The organism is Streptomyces sp. NPDC079020 (assembly GCF_044542225.1).
Lineage (GTDB): Bacteria > Actinomycetota > Actinomycetes > Streptomycetales > Streptomycetaceae > Streptomyces.
Genome location: NZ_JBITUB010000008.1, coordinates 114,558 through 135,289, shown reverse-complemented (window position 1 = coordinate 135,289; position 20,732 = coordinate 114,558). Strand labels below are relative to the sequence as shown.

Annotated in this window: 19 protein-coding genes; 9 read left to right on the top strand and 10 right to left on the bottom strand. The window is 72.3% G+C overall.

From position 1 onward, the window contains the following. Positions 1-12 precede the first annotated feature (12 nt). Complete coding sequence (locus ACIGJO_RS18615) at positions 13-1,275, top strand: nucleotide sugar dehydrogenase (protein WP_399959222.1); 1,263 nt, start codon at positions 13-15, stop codon at positions 1,273-1,275. A 79-nt stretch (positions 1,276-1,354) separates the two neighbouring features. Then, positions 1,355-3,190: an asparagine synthase (glutamine-hydrolyzing) gene (gene asnB / locus ACIGJO_RS18610; RefSeq protein ID WP_399959220.1), complete on the top strand. Its 1,836-nt coding sequence runs from the start codon at positions 1,355-1,357 to the stop codon at positions 3,188-3,190. A 30-nt stretch (positions 3,191-3,220) separates the two neighbouring features. On the opposite strand, the gene ACIGJO_RS18605 is transcribed toward asnB, so the two are convergent. From ACIGJO_RS18605 to ACIGJO_RS18580, 6 genes are read right to left on the bottom strand one after another with little or no spacing between them, the layout of a single operon-like run. After that, positions 3,221-3,898, bottom strand: coding sequence for a contact-dependent growth inhibition system immunity protein (locus tag ACIGJO_RS18605; protein ID WP_399959218.1), 678 nt, complete (start codon positions 3,896-3,898; stop codon positions 3,221-3,223). A gap of 12 nt (positions 3,899-3,910) precedes the next feature. After that, complete coding sequence (locus tag ACIGJO_RS18600) at positions 3,911-4,210, bottom strand: RNase A-like domain-containing protein (RefSeq protein ID WP_399959216.1); 300 nt, start codon at positions 4,208-4,210, stop codon at positions 3,911-3,913. Continuing rightward, positions 4,197-4,949, bottom strand: a complete 753-nt coding sequence (locus tag ACIGJO_RS18595; protein ID WP_399959214.1) for a hypothetical protein — start codon at positions 4,947-4,949, stop codon at positions 4,197-4,199. Before ACIGJO_RS18595 ends, ACIGJO_RS18600 begins: the two co-directional genes overlap by 14 nt. A gap of 18 nt (positions 4,950-4,967) precedes the next feature. Next, complete coding sequence (locus tag ACIGJO_RS18590; RefSeq protein ID WP_399959211.1) at positions 4,968-6,881, bottom strand: RNase A-like domain-containing protein; 1,914 nt, start codon at positions 6,879-6,881, stop codon at positions 4,968-4,970. Next, positions 6,881-7,183, bottom strand: coding sequence for a WXG100 family type VII secretion target (locus ACIGJO_RS18585; RefSeq protein ID WP_329944119.1), 303 nt, complete (start codon positions 7,181-7,183; stop codon positions 6,881-6,883). The genes ACIGJO_RS18590 and ACIGJO_RS18585 overlap by 1 nt, the downstream gene beginning before the upstream one ends. A gap of 14 nt (positions 7,184-7,197) precedes the next feature. Next, positions 7,198-7,599, bottom strand: a complete 402-nt coding sequence (locus ACIGJO_RS18580) for a WXG100 family type VII secretion target (RefSeq protein ID WP_266931117.1) — start codon at positions 7,597-7,599, stop codon at positions 7,198-7,200. 210 nt (positions 7,600-7,809) lie between these two features. On the opposite strand from ACIGJO_RS18580, the gene ACIGJO_RS18575 reads away from it, so the two are divergent. After that, positions 7,810-8,409 (top strand): DUF4291 domain-containing protein, encoded by a 600-nt coding sequence (locus ACIGJO_RS18575; protein ID WP_399959208.1) that lies wholly within the window; start codon positions 7,810-7,812, stop codon positions 8,407-8,409. Here the strand turns inward: ACIGJO_RS18575 and ACIGJO_RS18570 are convergent. Continuing rightward, positions 8,375-8,923: a hypothetical protein gene (locus ACIGJO_RS18570; RefSeq protein WP_399959206.1), complete on the bottom strand. Its 549-nt coding sequence runs from the start codon at positions 8,921-8,923 to the stop codon at positions 8,375-8,377. The two genes, ACIGJO_RS18575 and ACIGJO_RS18570, sit on opposite strands and share 35 nt — an antisense overlap. A gap of 177 nt (positions 8,924-9,100) precedes the next feature. Here ACIGJO_RS18570 and ACIGJO_RS18565 point away from each other — a divergent pair, with 177 nt between their 5' ends. From ACIGJO_RS18565 to ACIGJO_RS18545, 5 genes are all read left to right on the top strand, one after another. Next, complete coding sequence (locus ACIGJO_RS18565) at positions 9,101-9,826, top strand: DUF981 domain-containing protein (RefSeq protein ID WP_399959204.1); 726 nt, start codon at positions 9,101-9,103, stop codon at positions 9,824-9,826. A gap of 133 nt (positions 9,827-9,959) precedes the next feature. Further along, entirely contained in the window at positions 9,960-12,617 is a 2,658-nt protein-coding gene (locus ACIGJO_RS18560) for an alpha/beta fold hydrolase (protein ID WP_399959201.1), read from the top strand. Then, positions 12,614-13,501 (top strand): ABC transporter permease, encoded by an 888-nt coding sequence (locus ACIGJO_RS18555; protein ID WP_399959199.1) that lies wholly within the window; start codon positions 12,614-12,616, stop codon positions 13,499-13,501. Before ACIGJO_RS18560 ends, ACIGJO_RS18555 begins: the two co-directional genes overlap by 4 nt. 126 nt (positions 13,502-13,627) lie before the next feature. Next, a complete protein-coding gene (locus tag ACIGJO_RS18550) occupies positions 13,628-15,289 on the top strand; it encodes a von Willebrand factor type A domain-containing protein (protein WP_399959197.1) in 1,662 nt (553 codons plus the stop codon). Positions 15,290-15,384: 95 nt separating this feature from the next. Then, positions 15,385-15,831, top strand: a complete 447-nt coding sequence (locus ACIGJO_RS18545; RefSeq protein ID WP_399959195.1) for a DUF1772 domain-containing protein — start codon at positions 15,385-15,387, stop codon at positions 15,829-15,831. Here ACIGJO_RS18545 and ACIGJO_RS18540 read toward each other — a convergent pair. Next, positions 15,821-16,426: a GNAT family N-acetyltransferase gene (locus ACIGJO_RS18540; RefSeq protein ID WP_399959193.1), complete on the bottom strand. Its 606-nt coding sequence runs from the start codon at positions 16,424-16,426 to the stop codon at positions 15,821-15,823. The two genes, ACIGJO_RS18545 and ACIGJO_RS18540, sit on opposite strands and share 11 nt — an antisense overlap. Positions 16,427-16,625: 199 nt before the next feature. On the opposite strand from ACIGJO_RS18540, the gene ACIGJO_RS18535 reads away from it, so the two are divergent. Then, on the top strand, positions 16,626-18,107 hold the full coding sequence (locus tag ACIGJO_RS18535; protein WP_399959191.1) for an FG-GAP-like repeat-containing protein: 1,482 nt from the start codon (positions 16,626-16,628) through the stop codon (positions 18,105-18,107). A gap of 57 nt (positions 18,108-18,164) precedes the next feature. Here ACIGJO_RS18535 and ACIGJO_RS18530 read toward each other — a convergent pair whose 3' ends face one another. Together ACIGJO_RS18530 and ACIGJO_RS18525 are read right to left on the bottom strand one after the other, a co-directional pair. Next, positions 18,165-19,043: a peptidoglycan-binding protein gene (locus ACIGJO_RS18530; protein ID WP_399959189.1), complete on the bottom strand. Its 879-nt coding sequence runs from the start codon at positions 19,041-19,043 to the stop codon at positions 18,165-18,167. A 51-nt stretch (positions 19,044-19,094) separates the two neighbouring features. Continuing rightward, positions 19,095-20,639 carry a DUF6519 domain-containing protein gene (locus ACIGJO_RS18525; RefSeq protein WP_399959187.1) on the bottom strand — a complete coding sequence of 515 codons (1,545 nt, stop codon included), beginning with the start codon at positions 20,637-20,639 and terminating at the stop codon, positions 19,095-19,097. Between the last annotated feature and the right edge of the window lie 93 nt (positions 20,640-20,732).

Below are 20,732 nucleotides of genomic sequence, written 5' to 3'. Positions count from 1 at the left end.
AAAGGGAACGTTGTGCGCAGTGACCTCGTGGTCATCGGCCTCGGCTATGTCGGTCTTCCGCTCGCGGTCGAAGCCGGCCGATCCGGCATGAAAGTCATCGGTCTCGATCGCGACGCCACCACCGTGGCCCGCCTCAACACCGGAATCTCCCACGTCGACGACATCGACGACGACACCGTCGCCGGTGTACGTGCCCAGGGCTTCACCGCCACGACCGACGAGAGCGTGATCGCCGACACGGACACCGTCGTCATCTGTGTCCCCACCCCGCTGTCCTCGTCGGGGGGACCGGACCTCGCCATGGTCGAGGGCGTCTGTGCCACGATCAGCCGGCACCTGCGCCCCGGCACCCTCGTCGTCCTCGAATCGACCACCTACCCCGGCACCACGGACGAGATCGTCCGCCCCATCCTCGAACGCTCCGGCCTCGTCGCCGGCCAGGACTTCCACCTGGCCTTCTCCCCGGAGCGGGTGGACCCCGGGAACAAGCACTACAACATCCGCAACACCCCCAAGGTGATCGGCGGTCACACCCCGTCCTGCACCACCGTCGCGGCGGCCTTCTACGGCAAGGTCGTCGACCGCATCGTCCAGGCCGCCGGCACCCGCGAGGCCGAGATGGCCAAGCTCATCGAGAACACCTACCGGCACGTCAACATCGCCCTGGTCAACGAGATGGCGATCTTCTCCAACGAACTGGGCATCGACCTCTGGGACTCGATCTCCTGCGCGGCCACCAAGCCCTTCGGTTACCAGGCGTTCCGCCCCGGTCCGGGCGTCGGGGGCCACTGCATCCCCATCGACCCCAACTACCTGGCCCACAAGGTCCGCACACTGGGCTACCCGTTCCGGATGGTCGAACTGGCCCAGGAGATCAACACCCGGATGCCCCGGTACGTCGTCGAACGCGCCCAGCACCTGCTGGACCGCAAGGGCCGCACGCTCAGCACCTCGCGCGTGCTCCTGCTGGGAGTGACGTACAAGGCGGACATCGCCGACCAGCGCGAGACCTCGGCCAGGGCCGTCGTCACCCGGCTCCGCTCGCTCGGCGCCGATGTGGCCTACCACGACCCGCACGTACCCGAGTGGGAGGTGGACGGCACACCCGTGCCGACCGCTCCGGCCGACCTGCCGACCGCCCTGTCCCGGGCCGATCTCGTCATCCTGCTCCAGCAGCACAAGGAGTACGACATCGACGTGATCGAACAGCACGCGCCGCTGCTGCTCGACACCCGGGGCACCGCGCGCCCCCGGGCCCACGTCGAACGCCTGTAGTACCGGACCGCCACACACGCACCGGACCGCCACACACACGCACGGCACCACAACACCCGTATCTCCCAGGAGTATTCACATGTGCGGCATTGCAGGATGGGTCGACTTCGCACGACCGGTGGACCGCGACATCGCGCACGCCATGACCGCCACCATGGAACGCCGCGGCCCCGACGCCGGCGGCCTGTGGACGGACACCCATGTCGCCCTCGGGCACCGGCGCCTGTCCGTCATCGACCTGGAGGGCGGCTGCCAGCCCATGGCCGCCGGGACGGCCGCCGGAACCCGCGCCGTCCTCACCTACAGCGGCGAGACCTACAACTTCCAGGAGCTCCGCACCCAGCTCAGCAGCCTGGGACACACCTTCACCACCCGCAGCGACACCGAGGTCGTGCTCCGGGCGTTCCAGCAGTGGGGCGCCGGCTGCGCCACACGTCTGCGCGGCATCTACGCCTTCGCCGCCTGGGACGCCGACCGGGAGGAACTCCTGCTCGTCCGCGACCGGATGGGCGTCAAGCCCCTCTACTACGCCGAGACGGACTCCGGCGTCCTGTTCGGGTCCGAGCCCAAGGCGATCCTCGCCCACCCCGGCTTCCGGCCCGTCCTGGACACCGACGGACTGCGCGACATCCTCTCCGTCGCCAAGGTCCCGGGCCACGCGATGTTCCGCGGCATGCGCGAGGTGCCCCCGGGCTGCACCGTACGGGTCAGCCGCGCGGGTGCGAAGGAGGAGCGCTACTGGCAGCTGACGATCGCCGAGCACCCCGACCCGCTCGACCGGACGATCAGCACCGTACGGGACCTCCTCGGCGCCGTCGTCGAGGAGCAGATGGTCTCCGACGTACCGCTGTGCACCCTGCTGTCCGGCGGGCTCGACTCCAGCTCCCTGACCGCGCTCGCCGCCCAGGCGTCGCGCGCACAGGGCCGGGGGCGCATCAGGTCCTGCTCGGTCAGCGACCCCGACCTCGACGGCAGCGCGGGCAGCGCCGCCAACGAGGACCACATCTACGCCCGGCTGCTCGCCGAACACGTCGACTCGGACCACAGCGAACTCCCGCTCAAGGCGCCGGACCTGCTCGCACCCGAGCTGCGCGACTCGGTCCTGCGGGCGTACGACCTCCCGCTGGCCAAGGGCGACGAACACGCCTCCCTGCACATGCTGTTCGGCATCGTCCGCCGCCACTCCACGGTCGCCCTCTCCGGTGAGTGCGGCGACGAGGTGTTCGGCGGCTACCGCTGGCAGCGGGACCCCGACGCGGTGTTCTCCACCACGTTCCCGTGGGTCCACGAGGGCCGCCACAACTACCGGGGCAACGACATCCTCTTCAGCCCCGACCTGATGGCCAAGCTCGACCTGGACACCTACGAACGCGACTGCCACAGCAGCGCCGTGGCGGAGATCGACGCCGGCCGGCACCTCGACGACGCCGCCGAGGCCCGCTACCGGGAGACCACCTACCTCGCGCTCACCCGCCACGCCCAGGTGCTCTTCGACCGGAAGGACCGCATGAGCATGGCCTGCGGGCTGGAGGTCCGGGTCCCCTTTGCCGACCACCGGCTGGTCGAGTACACCTTCAACGTCCCCTGGGCGATGAAGAGTTTCGACGGACGCGAGAAGAGCCTGCTGCGCGCCGCCATGAAGGACCTGCTGCCCACGGCGATCTCCCAGCGCGTCAAGACGCCGTACCCCTCGATCCGGGCGGCGGCGTACAACCAGGGGCTCCGCGAGCGCCTGTCGGACGTCCTGCTCGACGCGTCGGGCCCGCTCGCCCCGCTCGTCTCGTCGGACGTCAGGTCCGCACTGCGCCGCGACGGGACCACGGCGCTGGAGGAGGGCATGAGCCGCGCCGCGCTGGAGACGACCCTCCAGCTCGACGCCTGGCTGCGCACGTACAAGGCGGAAGTCGTCCTGTAGGCGGGACGGCCCGCCGCACGCGCGGCCCCGCTACTCCTGGCGGCCGGCACCCCCGGCCGCCAGGACGGCGTGGGCGAGCGCGACGAGCCACGCTCCATGGGTGAAGGAGTCCGGCGGATCCACCTCCAGGCCGAGTTCGCCGAGCCCGACCGTGTACTCGTCCTCGTCCAGGCCCAGGGCCAGCAGCTCGTGGAGCTCACCCGCCAGCCGGGTGACCAGGGAGCGGTCGGTCGTGTCCAGATAGTCCTGGAGCGCCGCGTCATGGTCCTCGGACTCGTCCGGCATGTCCTGCGAGAACCAGCCGCCGAGCAGCTGCCCCAGCTCGGGGAAGCGGGCATGCCACTCCCAGTGGGTCCGCGGGGCGCAGGGCGGCGGGACCTCGCCCGCCTCGATGCTGCGCCGCAGATGGTCGGCGAGCAGCAGCAGCCAGTCCCGGACCGCGTCCTCCTCCAGCCCCACGTCGGGCACCGGGTAGAACTCCCCCAGACGCAGCCGCAGCGGCCCCGGCGGGGTGCGGGCGTAGGAGCGCAGCTGTGCCTCGGCCGCGGCCAGGGCGTGCGGCCGGGTGTGCCAGGTGTGCCGCAGATAGGCGGCCAGCGCCTCGCTCGGGTGCTCCGGGGTGTCGTCGGCGCCCAGGCCCGCGTAGGCGTGCAGGACCTGGTCCAACTCACCGTAGGAACTGTCGTGTTGCAGGGGTGTCAGGGGCACGTGGGCCTGCCTCTAGAGGAGGATCGGGAAGGTGGCGTGCACGGTGAAGCCGTGCGGGGAGGACGCGGACCGCTTCAGGATCACGCGTGCGGCCCGCACATCGACCGCTCCGCGCCCCGCCAGCATCATCGCCTGGAGCAGCACCCGGCCGACCGGCTCCGGGCGGGAGGGCCAGGCGGCCTCGATGGTGAGCCGCTGCCGTGTCGACTGCGCCAGCCACCGGTGCACGGCCTGGTCGTTGCGGGTCACGACCATCTGGGTCGCCCACTGCGCGGTCTCCCGGTCGGGGTAGGTGGCGCTACGCGTGCGCATGCTGCTCCTTCATGTGCCGGGTCAGCTCGTCGGCCAGGCGGCCGAACCACTGCGCCCAGGTGGCTCCGGACACCGAGGCCAGGGGAAGCGTACGGTCGAACGCCTCGCTCATCAGCTCCTCGGTGGGATAGGTGGCGATGGCCCGGTGGGCCTCGCCGACGAGTCCGGGCAGGATCCAGCCGCAGTGACGCGGATGGAATCCCGCGATGTAGCCGGCGATCACCTCGTCGGGCTCCTCGCCGTCCGAGATCCCCAGGTACGCCTCCGAGAACTCCACGAGGTGCGGGAAGCAGCCGCTGATCCCGATCCGGCTGTCCGGCCGGAATCCGGGACCGTCGCCCGTACCGGCGTCGGCCCCCGTACCGGCGTCCCCGGTGTCGCGCCAGGTCTCCGACTCGATGGCGTCGCAGAGGATGCCGAAGAGCTCCGCCGTGCCGGTCCCCGACCGCATCCGGGCGGGGACCGTCCGCGCCAGCACGTCGAACGCGGGGTGCTCCCGGCCCTGCGCGAGGACCTGGCGCAGGGAGTACGCGGTCTCCTGCGGCTGCCGGGCGGTGAGCGCGGGCAGCAGCCATTGGCGCCGGCAGTACTGCGCGACCCCCAGCTCCAGCACGGCACGCGCCTCCTCGGCCCGCTCGCAGCGCGCCGCCGCGGCGAGGTCCAGCTCCTCCAGCAGCAGGGCCGGGCCGCGGAGCCTCAGCCACCAGTCGGCGGGGGTGCGGGGCTCGGTGTCTGTCACGGTGCCACGGGGCCTTTCCTAGTCCGGGTACGAGGTGAGCACGACGAAGGAGGGAGGGTTGCTGCCCGGCAGTCTACGAAGGATGACCTTCGCGCCGGTCGCGTAGGTCGGGGCGCCGTAGGTGTGCGGACCGGTCTTGGGAACCGTCCTGCCGGTCACCGCGTCGTCCGGGGCGTCGTAGTGGGGCAGCGGCAGTGTGTTGCCGGGCGGGTTGCCCGCGAGCCAGGCGGCGATCCGCGGGCTCTCCTTGTCGATGACCGCCTGGGTGATCTGCTGGGCATCGGCGAGGGTGGCGTACGTGGACGCGGCGGACGGCCTGATCTCCCCGTTGGCCTTGAGATCGTCGCGCAGCCGCTGTTGCAGCTGCTCGTCCGTCTTGCCCACGTGCTTGTCGACGGGGTGGGAGCTGGCCATGTTCTCCTGGTTCGCCAGGTCGATGGGGTAGGCGTGGCCGGCGGCCGAACCTCCCGGCACGGTGTACTTCGCGGGCTGCTTGAACTCGTCGAGCGCCCGCGCCCCGATCGCCTGGGCCCGCGCCTCCTCCGCCTCGTAGGTGGGGGCGCTGAGAAGGGCCTCGTTCAGGGGTCCTTCGAGCGCCTGCAGTATGGCGACGAGCGCCTCGGTCTCCTGGTTGTAGAGATCGACCGCCCGGTTGAGGCGCGCGGTGTCGATGTTCTCGATGAACTGCTCGGCGAGACCGACAATGTTCGCGCCGACCACCTTGAAGATCGTTTTCCCGGCCGACTTGAACGAATCGTGGTCGACGAGATCCTTGGCGGCCTGCTTGTAGACGTCCGTGATCTCCTGTCTGACCCGCGACACCTTGGTCTTGAACTCGTCGAGGGCCCTGGCGATCTCCCGCGCGGAGTCGCTGAGGACGCTCAGCACCGGCTGCTGCCGGCCGTCGTGCTTCCAGCTGCGGTTGTGCAGATTGGCGTTGCCGTAGGGGGTGGTGCCCCAGAGGCTGGAGCAGAACTGGTGCATCGCCCCCTGCCACTCGTCCTGGCCCGGCGCGTTGTTGGTGATGTAGGTGATCGCGTCGTCGAGGTCGCCGCCCGACTTCCGCGCGTCGTCCGCGATCTGCCGCCAGGCCTGCGCCACCTTCGGCAGCGCGGAGTCGTCCCCGCCGGGCGTGATCTCCGCGACGCGGCCGTGCCGCAGCGCGTACTTGAGGATCGGCCGCAGCAGCATCTCCCCGAGGAAGGACACGATCTCGGCGGCGCCGTCGACGATCTGGTCGCCCAGCGGACCGCCGCCCCCGCCGTCGTGCCAGCCGAGGCCGGTCACGTCCCCGTACGACGGGGCCCTGGAAATGACGCCGGGTAACGCCTTGGGGGCCGGGGGAGGGCCGGCCTGGGGGTTGGAGGCGTACTCGGCGGCCACGTAGTTGTTCGACGTGATGGTCAGACCGACCGAGGCGCCGCCGATGGAGACCACCGACTTCGCCCAGACCCGGAGGTAGAGACGGCAGATCCGGTCGTACGCGGTGGTGAAGGCCGAGGGGCCCCTGCCGGTGCCGCACGCGTGGCCGTGGCCGCTCAGGGAGTCGAGCAGGCGGTCCGGGTGCTCCTTGAAGGCGAACTGGAGGTTCCTGATCAGGTACGAGGTGTAGTAGAGGTGCGGCGGCTGGACGTCGAAGCCTCCGCCGGGGCCGGGCCCCGGGCCCGCCGCGGGCCGGAGGTCCTCGACCTCCTTGATCAGCGCCCGTCTGGCCGAGCCGGTGTCGTGCTGCGAGATGTCCTTGCCCTGCGGGTCGAACAGCTTCCCGGGGCTGGGTTCGGGCAGCCCCGGCGCCTGGGGCGAGGCGGGCATGCCGCCCTGGCCCGGCAGCGCGGTCGAGCCCGGCTGGGGGACCTGGGGGGTCGAGCCCGACTGGGGGACCTGCGGGGTCGGGTGCCCGGGATTTCCCGGGGGCGGCGGCGAGGAGGTCATCAGGCGGCGCCCCAGCCCCGCAGGACGGCCCGGTGGGCGGAGCTGTAGTTGGTGTGGGCCGTGGTGACGACCTCGTGCAGCCAGGCCTGCCGTGCCTGGAGGTCCGCCATGTCGGTGCTCCAGCGGTCCAGTGAGGAGACGAACGCCTCCCGCGCCTCGCCGTCCCAGGTGAGCACCACCTTCTCGGTCCGCTCGTAGAGCAGGGCGAGCCGCTGGTTCAACTGCTTGAGGATGTCCTCCAGTTCACCTGCCAGATGCTGGAGCGTGCTGAAGTCGACGGCTATGTGCTCGGCGTCGGTCACGTACGGCTCTCCTCCTACAGGTCGTGAACGCGACTGCGCGGGCCGGGTTCCGGTGCGGGGGCGGGCGACTGGAGCGCGTCCGCCTCACGTGCGACGTCCGTGTCGTCCTGGACCCGGCGCATCCGGGCGAGGATGTCGAGCTCCTGCTCGGTGAAGCCGTCACGGCTGAGGCGGACGGCCTCCTCCAGGACGCGCAACGTCTCGCGGATCCGCACCGCGTCCCGGGCCGCGCCGTTGTGCAGGGTGCGGTACGCCGTCCCGGTGGGCCCCTGCCAGCGGGCCTGGATGCGGTCCACCACTCCGTCCATGCGCCGGACCTGGCTGTCGAGATGGCGCTGCATCTCGTCGAGGTCGGCGGCCAGCTTCTTCAGCCCGTCGTCATCGGGCGTGCCGAGGTCAGGATTGACCACCACCATGCCGTACCCCCCACCTCTTCGGGCCCGCGCGTGCGACGCCGCAGCCTACAACGGCCCCTGGGCTCATATGACTTGGGGAATTGCCAAGAATGGGAAATGTTTTTCGCCGGCGGTGGTGGCGGTGGCGGTGGCGGGAGGGGGAGGGGGCGGCCGCGGCCGCCCCGGATATTCGGATGCCGGGGCGCGCCCCCCTCCCGCACCCTGGGGTCCATGAACGTTCCGCCCCCGTACGAGATCCGCGCCCTGCACTCGGCCTCCACCGTCACCGTCTACCAGGCCTACCCGCCCTCCATCGGTCTGCCCACCGCGCGGGACGGACGGTTCCCCGCCGCCTGGAAGCGCGACCGTATGACCTGGATCAAGCCGAGCTTCCTGTGGATGATGTACCGCTGCGGCTGGGGGACGAAGGAGGGGCAGGAGACCGTTCTCGCCGTGGAGATCACCCGCGAGGGATTCGCGTGGGCGCTGGAGAACGCCGAACTCTCGCACTACGTCAGGGGCGTTCACTCCGATCAGGCCGCATGGAAGCGCGCCCTCCGCAGCGCCCCCGCCCGCGTCCAGTGGGACCCGGAGCGCGACCTGCGCCTCGATCCGCTCCCGTACCGCTCCCTCCAGCTGGGCCTGAGCGGCGAGGCGGCGCGGCGGTACGCCGACGAGTGGACGGTGTCCGTACGGGACGTGACCGGGCTCGCGCACGAGATCCACGGGCTCGTCCGCGCGGGCGAGTGGGACGGCGCGGCCCGACTGCTCCCGCGGGAGACCCCGCTCGCATGCCTCAACGCACCCCGGCCCGTGCCGGCCAGCCCGTGACGGTCAGCACCTCTGCCGCGATCTCCGGGACCGTCCGGCCGTCCGTGGCGACCCGCGCGGTGTCCGGCGGGGCCTGTGCGTCCAGGAGCCGGGACTTCCGGGCGCTGTTGGCGAGTTCCCGGTCGAGGCCCGATCCGATCTCCCGCCCCGAGAGCCGCCCGTGGACCGTGTCGTCGGTGGCGGTGAGCAGGACCCGGATGATGCGCACCCGGGGGCCGAGGGCGCGGGTGAACATCGGGGCGGAGTCGCTGAGTACGCTCACCGTGTTCGTGTAGATGAGCCGGTGGTGGCCGAGCGCGGCGTAGTTGTGCCACACGGCCGTCAGGTTGGCTTCCGTGAGTGCGGAGCGGTGCGGGTCCCCGGCCGGGGCCGGGTGCACCTGGCCCAGGTAGTCGCCCTCGACGATCGCGTGTGCCGTTCCGGCCGCCCGCAGCCGGTCGGACACCTCCCAGCCCACCGTCGTCTTGCCGACGCCCGCCCTGCCGCCGATGAGAAGTACCTCGGGGTGATCCATGCGGGCAGGGTGGCAGCCGGACGCGGGCCTCCGCGACCGGATTTGCCGGGCCGGGCGCCGTGCGCGCCGGCGCTGTCCGACAAGCACACAGTCCGGCACGTGGCGCGGCGTACACGGCGCTTCGACGCAGGCGCCCATATGTCCTGAATGGTGCATATGCAGCGCTATGCTCCGCGCATGATCCCCCCTCTCACCCCCCTCGCGGCATCAGGTCTGAAGATCGACTGGAACCAGATGCCGACGTACAACACGATCATGTCGGTGGCGGCCGGCGTCGGGCTGCTGCTTGTGGTGGCCCTGGGGCGTCAACTCCTCACGCCCGGCCGCACCATCACCCCCGACGGCTGGGTGCTGGCCTTCGGCGCCCTCGGCTTCACGCTCGTCACCACGGGCCTCCATATGACCCTGACCTGGCCCCTCGCCGGGCAGGGCTTCCCGTTCGACAACATCATCTTCGGTGAACCGGCGCTCGCCTTCGGTGTGTTCCTCCTCGCCGCGTGCTTCTACCTCTGGAAGCGCGGCGCCGAACTCGCCGAGGACCCCGACCGCGTCGTCCGTACGGCCAGGGTCGCCACCCCCATCTCGCTCTTCGTCTTCGGTCTCGGCCTCGCCTGCTTCGGCATCGCCGCGGCCGGGTGGAAGTACACGCTCTTCGCCGCCCCGCCCGAGGAGCCCATCTCCGGGGAGTTCGCCGACATGCCGATGCTCGAAGCGAGCTTCATGTCCGGGCTGTACGTCCTCGTGGGCATCGGCGCGCTCCTGTTCCCCTTTGCCCTGCACCGGCCCAGGACCTGGCTGGTCCCGGTCATCGGCGTCGTGTGGGCGCTGGCCGGACTCGCCTTCCTGTTCTTCGGCGGGCTCAACTACTTCACCCACATCGGCCTCATCGTCAACACCATGTGAGCGCGGCCCGGCGGACCGGCCGGGGCATACCGCGTACGGAGTACGGACCCCGGGCCCCGTACCTCTCAGGGAGGCCCGGCACCTCCCCCCGGCGGCACCCCGAACGGCGGCACCATCCGTTTAGGGTCGAGACATGGAGACCCCTACTTCCCGATGGCGGCGCCGACTGCCCCGTGGACGCGGCCGGTGGGCGGCGGCCGTCACCGCGCTCGTCGTGCTCGCGGGCGCCGGGACCTGGACCGCGGCGGCCGACGACAGCGCGCCGGACGTCCACCGCGAGGACCGGACACTGTCGATGGACGGGGTGCCCATCGACACCTCGTACTTCACGGCAGGCGGTGCGCAGCGGCGGCCCGCCGTGCTCATCGGGCACGGCTTCGGCGGCAGCAAGGCCGACGTACGCGCCCAGGCCGAGCAGCTGGCGGGCGCCGGGTACGCCGTGCTGACCTGGTCGGCCCGCGGCTTCGGGAAGTCCGGCGGGGAGATCTCCCTGAACGCACCCGACCGCGAGGTCAGGGACGTCTCCCGGCTCATCGACTGGCTGGCCGGCCGCCCCGAGGTGGAACTCGACGGCAAGGGCGACCCCCGCGTCGGGGTCACCGGGGCCTCGTACGGCGGGGCCGTCTCGCTGCTCGCCGCCGGGTACGACAAACGCGTCGACGCCATCGCCCCCGTCATCACCTACTGGAACCTCGCCGAAGCGCTCTTCCCCGACGGGGTCTTCAAGAAGCTCTGGGCCGGGATCTTCGTCACCACGGGCGGCGGCTGCGAGAAGTTCGAGAAGCGGCTCTGCGAGATGTACGAGCGGGTCGCCGTCAGCGGAAAGCCGGACGAGGCCGCGCGCGAACTGCTCACCGAGCGGTCACCGGCCGCCGTCGCCGACCGGATCGAGGTCCCCGCACTCCTGGTGCAGGGACAGAGCGACTCGCTCTTCCCGCTCGGCCAGGCCGACGACATGGCGAAGGCGATCAAGGCCAACGGCGCCCCCGTCTCCGTCGACTGGATCGCGGGCGGGCACGACGGCGGGGACCTGGAGGCCGACCGCGTCCAGAGCCGTATCGGCGGCTGGTTCGACCGCTACCTCAAGGGCTCCGAGGGCGCCGACACCGGCCCCGCCTTCCGGGTCACCCGCACCGGCGGCATCGACTCCACCGACGGCGCCGCGCTCAAGCGGGGCGCGAGCGGCGACACCTACCCGGGACTGCGCGGCGGCGGCCGGAAGTTCGCCCTCGACGGGCGGACCGAGACGTTCCGCAACCCTGCGGGAGCCGGCCCGCCCGCCATCTCCGCCGTACCCGGCGTGGGCGGCGGACTCGCCCGGCTCTCCTCGCTCGGCGTCGGCCTGGCGGTCGACTTCCCGGGCCAGTACGCCCGCTTCGACTCCGCCCCGCTCGACACCTCCGTACGGGTCACCGGGACGCCGACGGTACGGGTCCGGGTGAAGGCCGGACCGGGCGGCGGCGACGCCGTGCTGTTCGGCAAGGTGTACGACGTGTCGCCGGACGGCAAGCAGCAGGTGCTGCCCGCCCAGCTCGTCGCCCCGTACCGGATCACCCCCGCCGAACAGGGCGGGCCCATCGAGCTGACCCTCCCCGCCGTCGACCACGAATTCGACTCCGGGCACCGGCTGCGCCTCGTGCTGTCCGCGACCGACCTCGGCTACGCGTCGCCCGCCGAGCCGGCGACGTACACCGTGAGCACGGACGGCCCGCTGACCGTCCCCACCGCAGCCGCCGTGAGGACCGCGTCCGCCGGCCTCCCGTGGTGGACCTGGGGACTCCCGGCCGCCGCCCTCGTCATCGCCGCCGCGCTCCTGCTCACCGCACGCCGCCGCACCGCGACCCCGGCACCCGACCCGGAACTCACCGGCGTGCCGCTGCGGATCACCGGCCTGTCGAAGAAGTACGCCAAGTCCGTCGACCGGTACGCCGTGAAGGAACTCTCCTTCCAGGTGGAGAAGGGGCAGGTGCTCGGGCTCCTCGGGCCCAACGGCGCGGGCAAGACCACCACCCTGCGCATGCTGATGGGGCTCATCGCGCCCGACGAGGGCGAGATCCGCGTCTTCGGGCAGGCCATCCGGCCCGGCGCCCCCGTCCTGTCCCGGGTCGGTGCGTTCGTCGAGGGGGCGGGCTTCCTGCCGCACCTGTCCGGCCGCGCCAACCTGGAGCTCTACTGGCAGGCCACCGGCCGCCCCGCCGAGGACTCGCACATCGAGGAAGCCCTGGAGATCGCCGGACTCGGCGACGCCCTGGCCCGCGCCGTACGCACGTACTCCCAGGGCATGCGGCAGCGGCTCGCCATCGCGCAGGCCATGCTCGGCATGCCGGACCTGCTCATCCTCGACGAGCCGACCAACGGCCTCGACCCGCCCCAGATCCGCGAGATGCGCGACGTGATGATCCGGTACGCGGCCGGGGGCCGGACCGTCATCGTCTCCAGCCACCTCCTGTCCGAGGTCGAGCAGTCCTGCACCCACCTGGTCGTCATGGACCGGGGACGGCTCGTCCAGGCCGGACCGGTCGCCGACATCACCGGCTCCGGCGACATGCTGCTCGTCACCACGGCACAGGAGGTGAGCGAACCGCTCGTGGAGAAGGTCTCCGCGCTGCCCGGCATCGGCTCCGCCGTCCGCACCGGCGACGGACGCGGGCTGCTCGTCCGGCTCGACGGCGCCACCGCCTCCCGGCTCGTCACCGAACTCGTCCGGCTGGACGTCTCGGTCACGGGCGTGGGGCCGCACCGCCGCCTGGAGGACGCCTTCCTCACCCTCATCTCCCAAGGATCCGCATGAGCTCCGCAGCCGACATCCGGACGGCGGCCGGCCCCGCCCAGGCCCCCGGCTACCGCGCCCGGCACACCCTGCCGCTGCGCGTCGAGGCGATGCGGCAACTGCGCAGGCGCCGCACCCTGCTGATGGGCGGGGTGCTGGCCGCGCTGCCGTTCATCCTGATCACCGCCTTCGCGATCGGCGGCACCCCGGACGGCGGACCCGGCGGCGGTGACCGGATCACCCTGATGGACACCGCGACCGCCTCCGCCGCGAACTTCGCCGCGACCTGCCTGTTCGTCTCGGCCGGGTTCCTGCTGGTGGTGCCGGTCGCCCTGTTCTGCGGGGACACCGTCGCCTCCGAGGCCAGTTGGTCCTCGCTGCGCTATCTGCTCGCCGCCCCCGTGCCCCGGACGCGGCTGCTGTGGAGCAAGCTCGTGGTCGCGCTCGGCTTCAGCCTGGCCGCGATGGTGCTGCTGCCGGTCGTCGCGCTGGCGGCGGGCGCGGCGGCGTACGGCTGGGGCCCGCTGGAGCTGCCCACCGGGGGAGCGCTGGCCACCGGGGACACGGTGCCGCGCATCGCGCTCGCCGTGGCGTTCATCTTCGTCTCCCAACTGGTCACCGCCGCTCTGGCGTTCTGGCTGTCGACGAAGACCGACGCCCCGCTGGGCGCGGTCGGCGGGGCGGTCGGGCTCACCATCGTCGGCAATGTGCTGGACGCCGTCACCGCGCTCGGCTCCTGGCGCGAGTTCCTGCCCGCGCACTGGCAGTTCGCCTGGGCGGACGCGCTCCAGCCGGAGCTGGAGTGGGGCGGGATGGTGAAGGGCGCGGCGGTCTCGGTGACGTATGCCCTGATCCTGTTCGCGTTCGCCTTCCGGGGGTTCAGCCGTAAGGACATCGTGTCCTGAACCCGATGTCCGGCGCGTGCGGCGGTCGCTGTTGCCGCATCGAGACGCTTCCGCAACGTGTTCGTCGACTCCCCACGGCCCTCCCGCACGTCACATTCACAGTTGTCGACGATGTGGGGGGTACGGATGAAGCACCGGACACGGGCCGCCGCGCTGCTGCTGGCGGGCGGAATGCTGATCACCGGATGCGGTGGCGGAATGGGCGAGGGGGCGTCGGCCGACCGCCGTACCGGCGCACGGCAGCCGCCGGGGGCGAGCGGCGGCGGACAGCCCGCCCCGCCCGCCCCGGGCGGGGCGCCCGACGGTGCCGCGAAGGGAGACAGCGCCGCCCGCGAGGACGGAACGGACGGGAAACAGCGGGACGTCGCACCGCCCGACTACCTGTCCACCTTCGCCCTGGACGTGGACACCGCCAGCTACGCCTACGCCCGCCGCACCCTGGGCGACGGCAGGCTGCCGGAGCCCGGGACCGTACGGCCCGAGGAGTTCGTCAACAGCTTCCGGCAGGGCTACGAGCGGCCCGAGGGCAACGGCTTCTCGGTGACCGTCGACGGAGCACGGGCCGGCGGAGGGACCGGCGGGACCGGCGGGGCGTCGGACGGGAAGTCCGGTGAAGGCTCCGGCAAGGGGGCCGGAGACTGGTCCCTGGTACGGGTCGGACTGGCCACGAAGGCGGCGCAGCCGAGCGGTGAACGCCCGCCCGCCGCCCTCACCTTCGTCGTCGACATCTCCGGCTCCATGGCCGAACCGGGCCGCCTGGACCTGGCGAAGAAGTCCCTGACGATCCTCACCGACGAACTGCGCGACGACGACGCGGTCTCCCTGGTCACCTTCAGCGACGAGGCCGAGACCCGGCTGCCGATGACCCGGCTCCGGGGCAACCGGACCCGGATCCGCGACGCGGTCGAGGAGATGGAACCGGCCGACTCCACCAATGTCGACGCCGGCGTCCGGCGCGGTTACGAGGAAGCGGTCAAGGGCCACCGCAAGGGCGCGAACAACCGTGTCGTGCTGCTCTCCGACGCCCTCGCCAACACGGGGGAGACCGAGGCCGACGCCATCCTGGAACGGATCGGCGACGCCCGCCGCGAGCACGGCATCACGCTCTTCGGCGTCGGGGTCGGCAGCGACTACGGCGACGCGCTGATGGAACGCCTCACCAACAAGGGCGACGGGCACACCACCTACATCGCCGACGAGGAGCAGGCCCGCAAGGTCTTCGTCGACCAGCTGCCCGCCCATGTGGAGCTGCGGGCGCGGGACGCCAAGGCCCAGGTCGCCTTCGACCGCGAGACCGTCCAGCAGTTCCGGCTGATCGGCTACGAGAACCGCAAGGTCGCCGACGAGGACTTCCGTGACGACGGCGTCGACGGCGGAGAGGTCGGCCCCGGCCACACGGTGACCGCGCTCTACGCGGTACGGCTGCGCGAGGGCGCGTCCGGCCATGTGGCGACGGCCACGGTGCGCTGGCTGGACCCCAGGACCCGTAAGGCGCACGAGAGGACCGGCTCCGTGGGGAGCGGGGCGATCGACGGCGCGCTGTGGGGCGGACCGGGCAAGCGGCTCCAGGTGGCGGCGGTGGCGGCCTACTTCGCCGAGACCCTGCGCGGCGGCGAGCTGCCGGGCACGCCCGGCCTCGGTGAACTCGCCTCCCGGGCCTCAGAACTGGCGGAGGAGACCGAGGACGATTCGGTACGGAAGCTGGCGACGGCGATCGGCCGGGCCGACCGGCTCAGGAACGGCGAGGAGCCGAAGCGCGGCGACGGGACGGAGGGTGAGATCGGCTGACGCCCGGCGCATCCGGGCGAAGGGCGGGGGCGGGCGCGCACGGCCGCGGGGAATCGTGGCGGCGCGGGCCGCCGCCCCACGCCATGATGGGCACCATGACCTCCGTGCTCCTGGTGCTCTCCGTGGTGGCCAACGGCCTCTACGCGGGCTTCATGCTGACGTTCCTGACCGCGATCATGCCGGGCCTCGCGGCGCTGTCGGACGACCGGTTCACCGCCGCGATGCGCCGCTTCAACGAGAAGGTGCCGGGGCCCCTCTTCCTCGTCCTGTTCCTCGGAGTGGTCGCCCTGCCGCTCGCGGCGCTCGTCTCCGGCGCCGGCGGGGACGCCCGGGTGCTCACCGCCGTCGCACTGGCCTGCGCGGTCATCGGCCACCTGATCACGATCGCCGGGAACATCCCGCTCAACAAGGCGCTCGCGGACTCCGAGGGCGGCGACGACAGCGCGGCCCGTGAGGCCTTCGAGTCCCGCTGGAACACCCTTCACCTGGTCCGTACGGTGCTCTCGCTCGCGGCCTTCGTCCTGCTGGCCGTCACGCTGTAGCCGCCGCCGGGTCCGCCGCCGGGTCCGACGAGCGGTCCGCTGCCGAGAGGCCCGGGTGCCGGGGCCCGAGGAGCACGACGAGCCCCGCCCTGCCCGGTACGGGCGTGGCGCAGCGGTGCCATCCGGCGCGCTCGTACAGCCGCAGCGCCGCCTCCGCCCGTGCCGAGGTCAGCAGCCAGCAGCGGCCGTCCACCGCGGGGCCCGTCACCGCCGCCAGCAGGGCCCGGCCCAGTCCGGTGCCGTGCGCCCGGGGGCTGACGGCCAGCTCGTCCACCTCAAGGGCCCCGCACAGCCACGCCGTCGCCCGGTCGGGGCCCAGGGCCTCGGCGACCTGTCCGTAACTGCGGTCGCGGGGAAAGACCTCCGGTGTGGTCCAGGCCGTGGCGAAGCCGGTCACGGTCTCCCCGTCCAGGGCCACCGCCGCCGTGAATCCCGGCCTCGCCGCGTCCTCGGCGAGCCGTTCCAGGTAGTCGTCCGCCTCTTCGGGGTCCTCGTACCAGGGCGGGGCGGAGAACGCCTCCGCGTACACGGCGCGGATGCCCTCGCCGTAGCCGCGCAGCGCCTCCTCCGTCGCGAGCCCGACCTGTGAGCTCACCGGGTCACTCCTTCGTCAGGGGTCGGTAACAGGGAACAAGATAGGCGCACTTGTCCGGAACGGCACGCAACCCCGGGGCCGATCCGGCCGTCGTACCGGGTACGAGCCGCTTTGCTACCCCCCGTACAGCAGACACCGGCGGAACGCTTCACGACCAACCCGAGAACGATCTCCGCACACGTCAGCAGAAGGAGTCCCTGTGGCATCCCGAGCACTCGGTACCGGTGTGGTCCTGGCCATCGCCGTCGCCTCCGCCGCCCTCACCCTGCCCACGGCCCAGGCAGCCCCGGCAGCCCCGGCCGCACCCGAGCGGGCGGCCGCCCCGGCAGGCCTCCACTCCGACTTCAACGGCGACGGTTACGCCGACGTCGCGTTCGCCGCCCCCGGTGCCACGGTCAAGGGCTTCGCGGGCGCCGGGTACGTCGGCGTCGCCTACGGGTCCAGCACCGGCATCAAGAACTCCGTCAAGAAGGTCTTCACCCAGAGCACGGCAGGCGTCCCCGGCACTCCGGAAGCCGGGGACGCCTTCGGCAGCTCGGTGGTCTCCGCCGACCTCGACCGGGACGGCTACGCGGACCTGGTGGTCGGCTCCTCGGGCGAGAAGGTCGGCACCGGCGTGGGCGCGGGCTCGCTCACCGTCCTCTGGGGCGGTGCGGGCGGACTCGCGGTCGGCGCGACGGTCCTGGACGGGGAGCAGTACGACAACGTCGGCACCCATCTCGCCGCGGGCGACCTCAACGGGGACGGGGCCCCGGACCTCGCGCTCGTCCGCGACCACGATCTCCAGAGTCTCCTGGGCCCGTTCACCCGGGACGGGCTCGCGTCCGCCACCACCGAGATGCCCGACATGGAAGACCGGCGCTACCTGGACCTGGCGGCGGGCGACGTCAACGGCGACGGGCGCGACGACCTGGTCGCCGCCGTCCACAGCGGCGACGAGTTCGACGACCGCCGCATCCTCATCAGCAACGGCAGCCCCGCAGGTCCGGGCGAGTACACCCGGGTGAAGGGCGCCGACGGCTACTCCCTGGAGGGCGGCGAACATCTCGCCGTGGGCAACGTCAACGGTGACAAGTACGCCGACATCGCCGTCGGACGCGCGGTCGACGGCTACGACAGCGACCTCGGCCTGCCGCTCGCCAAGGGCGGCATGCTGACCTACGTCCAGGGCAGCGCCACCGGGCCGCAGGGCACCAGGGCCAAGGTCTTCAACCAGGACTCGGCGGGCGTCCCGGGCGCGGCGGAGCACTCCGACGGCTTCGGCACGTCCGTCGCGATCGGCGACACGAACGGCGACGGCTTCGGCGAGATCGCCGTGGGCGTCCCGAAGGAGGCGCTCGGCACGGTCCAGCGGGCGGGCGGCATCGTGATCATGCCCGGTACGGCCTCCGGCCCGACGGGCACCGGCACCAAGGGCTTCAACCAGAGCACGCCGGACGTCACGGGCACCGCGGAGAAGGGCGACCTGTTCGGAGGGGCCGCCGCGTTCGTGGACATCAACAAGGACGGCCGGTCCGAACTGGCCGTCGGCGCCCCCGGCGAGGACACGGGCGCGGGCTCGCTGTGGTTCTTCCCCGCCACCGCCTCCGGGCCGGCCGCCAAGGGGTCCGTCAGTTTCGGCCACGGGACGCTGGGCACGGTGGCGGCGAAGGCCGCCCTGGGCAGCTCGTTCAACCGCTGACGGCGCACGGCCCCGGTTCCGGGTTCGGAATCCGAACCCGGAACCGGGGCCCGCGGATCAGACGTTGGGAACCTTGAGCTTGGCCCAGCTCTCCTTGCCCGGGATGCCGTCCGCCCCGGACCCGGAATAACCGAGCTTGCGCTGCCAGGCGGCGTACGACTTCCTGTCGGCCTCCGACCAGGACGGGCCGGGGCCCACCTCGTAACGCCCGCAGCCCTCGGACACCAGCCGCTTGCCCATCGCCGTGATGACCGCGCTGCGTCTGCCCGCCTTGAAGAACGCCGCCCCGGGGAACGGCTCGTACTTCGGCTTGGAGGGCGGCTTCGAGGGGCCGTCCGGCTTGCCCCCGAGGCGCGACTTGATCCGGCTGCGCATCGAGTCCATCGTGAACCCGCGCGGATCGACCTTTCCCGGCTGCCACTCCTTGTGCCCGATCACCGAGCGCTGCGACCAGCCGTGCGCCCGGCAGATGGCGGCGGAGGCCTTCTCGATCGCGAGCAGCTGCGCGGCCGGCCACGGGTCCTTCCCATCGCCGAGGTTGACGCACTCGAAACCGTAGAAATGCCGGTTGCCGTCCGTGTTGGCCTCGTTGTCGGAGGGCAGCGAACCCGATTCATTGACCACGGCCCGCAGGACGTCGTCGTCGCCGAGCCCGGCGTGGTTGGCCCGTCCGTTCCCGACGAGATGGACCGATCCGTCCTTCGCTATCACCCCGTGGCAGAGCGGACCGGGCAGGCTGGAGTGGCCGTTGTAGCAGAGTTCCACCGAACTCTGCGTGCCCGATGTCACAGTGTGATGGATCATCACCCCGTTCACCGGGCCCCACGGGCCCTTGTGATTGCGGTTGTGCGTACGCCAGCTCCGGTGCTCGACGACACGCAGGCCTTCGTCACGAAGGGCTTTGAGCAGCTTGTCGGCCGACAGAGGCGTTGCCATCGTGGTGCTCCTTCCCAGGTGGTGCGGTGGTTCGACGCTCTCGATCGTGCGTCAGTTCTCGCTATTCTCCTGATCGTTTTGCCCCGGAACGGCAGGGGCTGAACCGCTGTCGGCTGTTTGTTCGGCTGCGACCGTCTCCTCCTCGGCCCGGACCTCCGCCGCCAGGGCCTCCTCGTCCGCCGCCGGAACGGGCGCGGCCAGCGGGCCGAACGTCTGCCGCAGGTCGGCCACCGACCCCTCGCCGAGGATCCAGGCCAGCGGCGCGTAGTGGACCCGCACCCCGTGCGGCGGGCGCAGCAGCGGGCGCCGGGCCGCGTCCGCGGGCCACTCGACGCCGCCCGTGGCCGTGCGGGCGGGGACCGTCCAGAAGTCACCGGAGCGGTAGGCCCCGCCCGGCTCGAAGTACACGAACACGCCGTCCTCCAGCGGCAGCCAGCCCCCCTCCTCGATCCGCAGCGCGCCGTCACGCACCGTCGAGGGCCCCTTGCCCCGCCGGGCCGGGGGACGGTGGTCCCAGCGCCGCAGATACGGGTTCAGCTCGGGGCGACGGCCCACGAAGGGCTCGGGCTCACCGGAGAGCCGCACCCGGCGCCCCGGCAGATCGAGCTCCTCCACCCGCAGCAGCGGCAGGGGTTCACGACGGCTGGTGTAGGCGGTGTCGACGAACTCCACCTGGTCGCCCACGTTCAGGTCGAGCTTGTCGTCGTTGCCGAGGGAGGCCAGCTCCACCCAGGTGCCGTCCAGTTCCTCCACCGGGAAGGTCACCGAACCGTTCTCCCGGGACCACTTGAACGTGGCGTCCTTCGCCGCACCCCCTTGGTGGACCTCCACCCGGTACAGCTGGTTCTCCGGCCCCCGGTAGCGGGCGTCCGGCCGGACCAGGCACGGGTCCTCGTCCGCCCGGTCCGGCCGTTCGCTGCGGGCCGCCAGCCGGGCGGTCGGATCCTGCGCCGCCGCCCAGGCGTCGAACGCCGCCCGCACCTCGTCCTTCGTCGCCCCGTCCGCGAGCTCCAGCTCCGCACCCGGCAGCGGCACAACCTGCCACACCACCTTCACCCGGGCCGCCGTGTCGGGCATCGCCGTACCCAGCGCGACCTCGCGCAGCAGCGGGTCCTCGGCGGCGGTGACCGCGCGCTCCCACACCTTCAGACAGGCCAGGTACGGGAACTGGGTGGGCAGCCGGTCGCCCGGGCGCTCCGGGTCCCGGTAGCCGTCCGGCTGGTCCCAGTAGGTCCAGGTCGCGGGGGCGGCGGCCGGGGCCTCGTCGTCCGGCGCGGCGGCGCCGGCCTCGGCCGGGACGCCCGGCTCCGGCCTGGTCGCGTCCAGCAGGATGCCGTCCACGTAGTAGCGGCCGCCGCCCAGGGAGAGGTCGTCCAGCTCCCGGCTGCCGGCCAGGAACTTCACCTCGAAGCCGGTCGCGCCGCGCGGGCCGCCGTGCTGCCCGATCAGGTCGGCGGCGGTGGTACGGGCACGGTGGAGCTGGATCGCGGCCTGCTCGTTGGCGTCCGCGTCCAGTTGGACGCGGCCCTGCTGGGCGAGCACCGCCGAGTAGTGCCGGTCCGGGCGGAAGGTGTCGCGGGAGAGATCTGCGTGCATGGGAAGGGGTCCCCCTCGGAGGTTCGGCGGTCTGAAGAAGTCGGGTGGGGCGAACGGGCCGGGTGGCCGTCGCGGTGGCCGGACCGGGCGGCC